Annotated in this window: 7 protein-coding genes; 4 read left to right on the forward strand and 3 right to left on the reverse strand. The window is 67.7% G+C overall.

Annotated elements, in window-relative coordinates; all coding sequences use genetic code 11:
* The gene (locus tag ABZ412_RS35350; protein ID WP_357289522.1) at positions 1 to 1194 is read right to left on the reverse strand and encodes a hypothetical protein; all 1194 of its coding nucleotides are present in this window, start codon (positions 1192 to 1194) and stop codon (positions 1 to 3) included.
* Between the two features lie 190 nt (positions 1195 to 1384).
* Between ABZ412_RS35350 and ABZ412_RS35355 the strand changes: the two genes are divergently transcribed.
* The gene (locus ABZ412_RS35355; protein WP_357289524.1) at positions 1385 to 2257 is read left to right on the forward strand and encodes an alpha/beta fold hydrolase; all 873 of its coding nucleotides are present in this window, start codon (positions 1385 to 1387) and stop codon (positions 2255 to 2257) included.
* Positions 2254 to 4533 (forward strand): hypothetical protein, encoded by a 2280-nt coding sequence (locus ABZ412_RS35360; RefSeq protein ID WP_357289527.1) that lies wholly within the window; start codon positions 2254 to 2256, stop codon positions 4531 to 4533. The genes ABZ412_RS35355 and ABZ412_RS35360 overlap by 4 nt, the downstream gene beginning before the upstream one ends.
* An 18-nt stretch (positions 4534 to 4551) precedes the next feature.
* Here ABZ412_RS35360 and ABZ412_RS35365 read toward each other — a convergent pair whose 3' ends face one another.
* Complete coding sequence (locus tag ABZ412_RS35365) at positions 4552 to 5217, reverse strand: TetR/AcrR family transcriptional regulator (protein WP_357289529.1); 666 nt, start codon at positions 5215 to 5217, stop codon at positions 4552 to 4554.
* A gap of 474 nt (positions 5218 to 5691) precedes the next feature.
* Entirely contained in the window at positions 5692 to 6048 is a 357-nt protein-coding gene (locus ABZ412_RS35370; protein WP_357289531.1) for a hypothetical protein, read from the reverse strand.
* 526 nt (positions 6049 to 6574) lie between these two features.
* Here ABZ412_RS35370 and ABZ412_RS35375 point away from each other — a divergent pair.
* Together ABZ412_RS35375 and ABZ412_RS35380 are read left to right on the forward strand one after the other, a co-directional pair.
* Positions 6575 to 7333, forward strand: coding sequence for a class I SAM-dependent methyltransferase (locus ABZ412_RS35375; protein WP_357289534.1), 759 nt, complete (start codon positions 6575 to 6577; stop codon positions 7331 to 7333).
* Entirely contained in the window at positions 7303 to 7605 is a 303-nt protein-coding gene (locus tag ABZ412_RS35380) for a hypothetical protein (protein ID WP_357289537.1), read from the forward strand. The genes ABZ412_RS35375 and ABZ412_RS35380 overlap by 31 nt, the downstream gene beginning before the upstream one ends.
* Positions 7606 to 7635 lie beyond the last annotated feature (30 nt).

Consider the following 7635-nt stretch of genomic DNA (forward strand, 5'->3'; position numbering starts at 1 on the left):
CTATTTCGTCGCAGCGATCGCGGGGCCGGTGGGCAGCATCTGCGAAGTGGAGGCATCGAACTTGTAGACGCCGACCGCGTCGCCGACGCTGTGCTTGCCGGGACCGAGCGAGCCGATCGGCACGCCGGCCAGGTTCAACGTCCCGAGCCCCTCGGCGGCGGTCCTCCAGCCGTCCAGGGTGATGTTCGCGCCGACGTTGTCGGTCACCTGCACGAACAGCTCGAACGCCGCACACTGGTGGGCGATGCCGCTGAGGATCTCCAGCGAGACCTTCGCCATGTCGACCGCGCTGCCCGGGAAGGCGTCGTTGTACTCCTGGACGCACCGCGTGAGGTTCGCGTCAGCGGCCAGTTCGGCCTTCGTCGGCGCATAGGAGGCTGCGACGGTGAGCGGGGCCATGGTGGCGGGCGTGATGCCGGTGGTCGCCATGACGTCCGTGCTCAGCGCCTGCTGCGAGGTGGCGAGGATCTGCTGCGGCAGCCAGCCCTTGCGCTGGAAGGCCACCATGATGTTGGAGAAGTTCGACGTGTTCAGCACCGTGTCCGCGCCCGAGGACTTCATCTTCTCGACGACGGTGTCCAGCGCCTGATTTTGCGCGGACTGGTCGGTGCCGACGTTGGCGAGCGGCGTCTCGGCGACCACGTCGACACCGGCGGCCTGCAGCAGCGGCTTGACGACGTTCTTGGTGACCGCGTCGTCCTGGGCCTCCCAGTAGAGCGCAACCTTGCGGCCCTTCAGCAGCCCCTGGTCCAGTAGCGCCTGCACGCCGGCCTTGCGCTGCCGGTCGTCGGCCATCTCCACCGCGAGGAACGGAGCCTTCGTGGACTTCGCGTCGCGGTCAGCGGACTGGCCCCACAACCCGATGTAGGGCACGCCCTCGGTCTGGGTGAAGCACAGCGGCGTGTCCCCGGTGAAGATGCCGATCGCCGCGAAGACCGCCTGGTCCTTGGACAGCGCCACGCAGGCGGCCTGGGCTGCCGCCGGACCGGTGGGCAGGAACGGCTGGAAGGCGAACTGGATCTGCCGACCGCCAGCCCCGCCCGTCTTGTTCTGCGCCGCGATCCACGCCGTGTAGAGGTCCTTGGTGGCCGGGCCGTTGTCGGCCTGGACCCCGGCTGCCTCGAGCTGCGCCGGATCGGTGCCCGCGACGCCCAGTGTGATGCTCGTCGCGGTGACGCCCTGCGCGGGTGCCATCGCGGCACCGTTCGGCGAGGTCGGCGATGAACTCGAAGGGCCCCTGCTGACCGAGCAGCCCGCCAGGGCTGTGACAGCTGCCAGAACAAGGATCGAGGTCCGGGGTCTTGGACGCATGACGATGCATCTCTTTCGTTGGGGGAACGGGATTTGACTCCAGTGAGATCTGGGGTCACTTCGAGGTGCCGCGATGCTAGCATCGAATACCTGCAACATGGAAGGGTTTCGCGACGCCATGAACGAAGCACAGCTCACAGCGGGTGAGGTCACCCTGAATTACGAGGATCGAGGGCACCCGGAGACCGGAGCCGCGCCCCTGGTCCTTCTGCACGGATACCTCGGAAGCACAGCGGACTGGGCGGCGGTATTACCCCGGCTCGCCGAGCGCCGCCGGGTCCTGGCGTACGACCACCGCGGGCACGGCATGAGCGGCAAACCCGGCCGGGCCGACGCCTACACCTTCGACGCCCTCACCGAGGATCTGCACGCCTTCCTGACCGGCCTCGACCTCGGCGAGGTCGACCTGCTCGGCCACTCCATGGGCGGTGTCGTCGCACAGCGCTATACGCTGGCGCACCCCGAGCGAGTGCGGTCCCTGATCCTCATGGACACCGCACCTGAGCCAACCCGTGGCCCGCTCTCCTGGGTCGTGCGGATCGTCGGCATCGTCGTCCGCCGCCGGGGCATGGGCGCTCTGGGCAAGCTCGTGAAGCTGCTGTCCAAGGGAGAAGTGGGGCCGGGCGGCATCGACCGGGAGCAACGTGATCGCCAGACCGCCGCGTTCCTCGGCATGGATCCGGAGGCGTTCGCGGCGTTCGGGCGCGCCCTGGGCTCATATCCGTCGCTGGTGGGCCGCCTCAGCGAGATCTCCTGTCCCACAACGGTACTCGTCGGAGCCCGAGACAAGACGTTGCGATCCGGAGCCCAACAGCTCGTCGACGGCATCGCCGACGCGCAGCTGGTCGTCATCGAGGGCGCCGGCCACAACCCGCAGACCGAGCAGCCCGCCGCCTGGCTCGCAGCCGTCGCGGACCACTTCGAGCGACTGGAGAACAACGCATGACCGACTTTTCCCCGGGGCGCTGGCACGCCCGTTGGATCTGGGCCGACCAGTCATCGGCCACCCAGGACCACGCCGACAGGGCGCGCCAGGTCGTCGCACTGCGCCACTCGTTCGTGCTCGGCGAGGTGCCCGACCGCGTCCCGGCGCGGATGTCCGCCCTGTCGCGGTACGGACTCTGGGTCAATGGCGTCGAAGTCTCGCGCGGACCAGTCCGCGCCAACCCCCAGCGGCAGCCCTATGACGACGTCGACCTCGCGGCGTATCTGCGGCCCGGGACCAACGTCATTGCCGCCCTGGTCTGGCGCTACGGCGGGCCCAAGCCGTGGTGGATGCCACCGTCGCCGCTGGCCAACGACCTGCATCAGGGGGCGTTCGTGTTCGAGGCCCGGCTCGGGGACGACTGGCTGGTCTCCGGCGCGCACTGGCAGGCACAGTGCCTCGCGGGCTGGGGCGAGACGGTCCTCGACCGGTTGTCCGGACGCGGCGAAGAGTTGGCCGACGCCCGCGCGCTTCCCGCCGAATGGCTCGGCGCGACCGACTCGGGCTGGCCGGGCGCCGTAGAGCGCCGCGGGTTCACGACCGGCGAGCCGGGCCGGCCCGAGCCTCCAAGCTTCCCGGTCGGGCCGCTGGAACCGCGGCCGATCAGTTGGCCGCATCCCGTCGACATCGCCCTGGTGCCGGATTCTCCCGGCGTGTTCCTGGCCGAACGGATCGAGTCCGGCACGCTCATCGTCGACGCCTCCGGGCCAACGGGCGCGATCGTCACCGTCCGGGCCGCCGAGTTCCTGAAGGACGGCGTCCCGGTCCCGACCGAGCATGACGCGCGCTTCGTCCTCACACTCGACGGCACCAGGCGCGGCATCGAGTCACTGGACCTATACGGACTGCGGGGCGTACTCGTCGAGGCCGACGACGGCGCGACCGTCCACGGCGTGAGTGTCCGGACCCGTGCTTACCCGGTCACGGGCGGCGCGTCGTTCCACGCCTCCGACTCGCGGCTGGACAGAATCTGGGAAGTGGGGCGGCGCACCGTCACCCTGTGTTCCTCGGACGCCTACATCGACTGCCCGACCCGCGAGCAGCGAGCCTGGACCGGGGACGCCGTCGTGCACCAGATGGTCGACTTCACGACGAACACCGACTGGCGTCTCGCCGCGTGGTATCCGCGACTGGCCGCGTCCCCTCGCGCCGACGGAATGCTGCCGATGGCCGTCGCCGGCGACATCGAATACGGCGATTTCACGATCATCCCGGACTGGGCATTGCACTGGGTCCACGCTGTGTGGAACCTCTACCGCTACCTCGGCGACACCGAGCAGATCGCCGAGCTGCTTCCGGTCGTGGAACGGGTGCTGCGTTGGTTCCTGCCGTTCTGCGACGTCGATGGTCTGCCGAGCGACGTGTTCGGATGGGTCCTGATCGACTGGGCCGCCGTCTCCACCGAAGGGGTCTGTGCCACGCTGTGCGGATTGTGGGGCCGAGCCCTGCTGGAGTTCGAAGAGATGGCCTCCTGGCTCGGCGACGAAGGCCGGGCCCGGTGGGCCGAGCGCGTGCACCGGCGATTGACATCAGGCTTCGAGCGGCTGTGGGATCCGCAACGGCACCGATACGCCGACTCCATGGTCGCCGGGGTCCGGCGGCCCGCGGCGTCCCAGCACGCCCAGGCTGCGGCCATCGTCGGCGGGCTCGTGCCGACCGCGCGGCTGAACCGGCTGGTGGAGGTCCTCACCGACACCACCGCCCACGTCGACGCCGCGTTCAGCAGCCCGGAGGGGCCTGTCGTGCCGAACAGCGACGCGCCGGTCGGTGGCCTCTATCTGCGCACCGGGCACCCCGAGCCGTGGTGGGATACCGACAAGCAACTTGTCAGAGCTCAGCCGTTCTTCCGGTATGTGGTCCACGACGCGTTGGCCGCGGCGGGCCGCGCCGACCTCGTCGCGGGCCTCTGTCTGGACTGGGCGGAGGCGTTGCAGCGTTGCGACACCTCGTGGACCGAGACTTGGTACGGCGGCACGGTCAGCCACGGTTGGTCGTCCACGCCGACCCGCGACTTGATGACCCGAGTGCTCGGAGTCGAGCCCGCCGTGCCGGGTTTCAGCGTCGCGCGGGTCGAACCGGCGCTCGGGACGCTGAAGTGGGCGTTCGGTGAGGTTCCCTGCCCGGCCGGGCTGATCTCTGTGTCGGTCAACCGAGCGCGGCTGGTCGTCGACAGCCCGATCCCCTACCGACACGCCGGCCGAGAGTATCCGGCCGGGCGGCACGAGATCGCGCTCTGACGCCGGATACACATCGGTCTACGGCCGGTCCCGCGATGGTGCCAGGGACTCCAGGAAGGACTCCAGGAACTGCCGATACGCGTCGACCATGTCGACGCGCACGGGGTCGAGCAGCCACTGGATCTGGAGCCCGTCCATCGCGGCGAGCATCGTCTGGGCGGCGAATTCGACGTCGGTGTCCTCGCGGATATCGCCGGCCTGCCGGGCGATGTCGAATTCGTGGGCGACCAGCTCCCGCGCGTACCGGTAGCGGCCGACGAAGTATTCGTGCGCGGGATGCTGCGGATCAGCGGCCTGCACCGACAACGACGCGAACAGCCGGATCTCCATCGGCTGCCGGGAGTTGAAGGCGACCACGTCAATGCTGGCGCGGATCCAGTCCAGCCCGTGCACTTCGACCCCGCTGACCTGGTGGTCCGGGTCCGGAGTCAGCGAGATCTGGTCCTTGTACCGGAGCACCGCGGTGAGCAGCTCCTCCTTGGAGGCGAAATGGTGGCGGAGCCCCATGTGCGTGATGCCGACCTTCGCCGCAACCTCCCGCAGCGACACCGCGTCGTAGGTCCGGGCCGCGAACAGCTCCAGCGCGGCCCGCACGATCTCCTCACGCCGCGCGACCCCGCTGGCGTAGGGTCCCCGGCGCCCCGACTGCCCAGATTGCCCCGTACCCTGCGACCGCTCCGCCACGTTTCCTTCTCCCCGATCGATTCCGGCGACCCTGTGGATGACCAAATGAATACATGCCACGTGGAAGATATTGTGTACCACAGGGTGGACACCGGACATGACAACACCTCCCCGAGCCCGTCCAAGGAATCCCCCAGCCCGGCCGAGGCGAGCCATCATGGGACCTGGTGACCGAATTCCCGTCCGCCCGTGTGGATCTCGGCGACGGCAACTTCCTTCGTCCCGCGCCCTCGAAGCTGATCCCCCTACGATCCGCCAGGCATTCAGATACTCGCTCAGCGAGGGAAGAACCGGCGACTCCCCCGAGGTCAACGTTCGAGGTATTGCGCAGCCGACCTCTGGCCTCGAGGCCGCCACGGTAGGCCGCACGGATACCAAGCGCTGATCATCGAGCTGAAGGGCCGGTTCCCGCGCGGTCGGGCCGAGCTTCCGCCGGTCGGCCGCCGATCCCGTACCGAACTGATCGACCGCCTCCTACTCGGCCTTTGCCGCAAGTTCACGGACCGCGCGGAGGAAGACTTCCGGGCGTTCGAAGTGGACATTGTGACCGGAGTCGACCTCGATCAGGTCCGCGCCGGGTAGATGCGCCAGTACGTTGCAAACGTCCTTGTCGTCCATGGCCGCCATGAGAATGCCCTGTTTGTTGTAGTAGGACTTGCGGTGCTGGAACCAGTAGTTGGTATGGATCAGGACTGCCGGGGCGGTGATGGCGGACAGGCTCAGCACCGGTGGCAGGAAGAAGATCTGCAACGGTCGGCCCGGATGGGTGAAATCTTTTGACGTATTTGGCTTTTGACGGAACTTCCGGATCGAGCCGAAGTCGCCGATCATGGCCCGGCTGTGCGCCGATCGCCGCCGGTGAACTGACCTGCGGTTACCCGAACTTCGTTGGTTTCTGCGCCATTACTACCTGAACCCCTACTTCGGCGGTGAGAACAACGCCGAGGTCTGGGAGTTCCCCGGCGACTACCGCGCCGAGGATCTGCTGCTGACTGTCATCGCGACCGCCCCGCGAATGTTCATCACACTCGAAGTCGCCTCGCGTGATGCCTCGACCGATCCCACCAACATCTGGGTCGACTGGGACCGAAGCGTTGCCTTCGACAACGGAATGGCGTCGGTGTCGAATCCGCGATACCAGCCGTTGTCGTACCATGCCGCGCCGAATCCCGGGTCGTAGTTTCGTCAGATCAGCACGTTCGGCACCCGAGCGGAACGAACAACAGCACCGAGCAAGCCTTGGTGGTCCACCAAATAGACTGAGCATCCGAGAACTTATCCGCCACCATCGAAACCATTGGTCTCATCGCCAGCACGACCCTTCAGGTGTTGCCCGTCCGCAATAGAAGGAGGAGTCATGAGCAGGGAACCGAACCACGACGATCAGCCGGACTTCGAAGCGCTGTACCGGGACGCGTCATCGGAACCGGGTGCTCCCGCGTTGATCCCCTGGGACATCGGCGGCCCACAACCGGTCGTGCAGCAGTTGGTAGCCTACGGCGCCGTGCGGGGCGAGGTGCTCGACCCCGGAACCGGCCCGGGACATCACGCGATCTACTACGCATCCAAGGGCTACTCGACCACCGGTATCGATGCGTCGCCGTCGGCGATCGAGCGGGCCAAGCGCAACGCCGAGCGCGCCGGGGTGACGGTGGACTTCGAGGTGGCCGACGCCACCAAACTCGAGGGCTTGGAGGACCGGTTCGACACCGTCGTCGACAGCGCGTTCTACCACGTGTTCCTCGACGACGAAGAAATCCAGACCCGGTACCTGCAGGCCCTGCACCGGGCCACCAGGCCGGGGGCGCGACTGTTCATGTTCGAATTCGGCCGCCACAACGTCAACGGCTTGCAGCTCGAAGGTTTGCCGGCCGAGAATTTCGACCGCGTGCTTCCCGCGGCCGGGTGGCGCCTCGACCACCTGGGAACCACCACCTACCAGGGCAACTTCAGCCCGGAGACGTTCACCTATATGACCAAGGAGATGAGCGAGGACTCCGGATGGGCCGATCGGATGAAGCCGATGCTCGAACAACTCCAGGTCATTGGGCCGTTGCTGAAAAACAATCGGGTGCACCTGCCCGTGTGGGCCGTGACCGCCACGCGCCTGGACTAGCGCTGGCCCGGCTGTCATACGACCAGGCCCGTGACCTGCTCGACGCCGCGACCGCCGTCGACGGGCCGGGGACCGGGTGGGATCTGCACGAGCTCCGGCATTCCGTGCTCACCCATCTCGGCGAGGCTGGCGCGAGCCTACTGGAGCCGATGGCCAAGTCCCGGCACCGCAAAGCCGAGAACCTACGCCGTTACTACAAGCCGTCGCCGCAGGCGATGCGCGATCTCACCGGCGGCGATCGGCCCGGGCGCCGATCGCCGCCGGTGAACTGACCTGCGGTTACCCGAACTTCGTTGGTTTCT

It is taken from the genome of Nocardia sp. NPDC005746, assembly GCF_040630785.1.
GTDB lineage: Bacteria > Actinomycetota > Actinomycetes > Mycobacteriales > Mycobacteriaceae > Nocardia.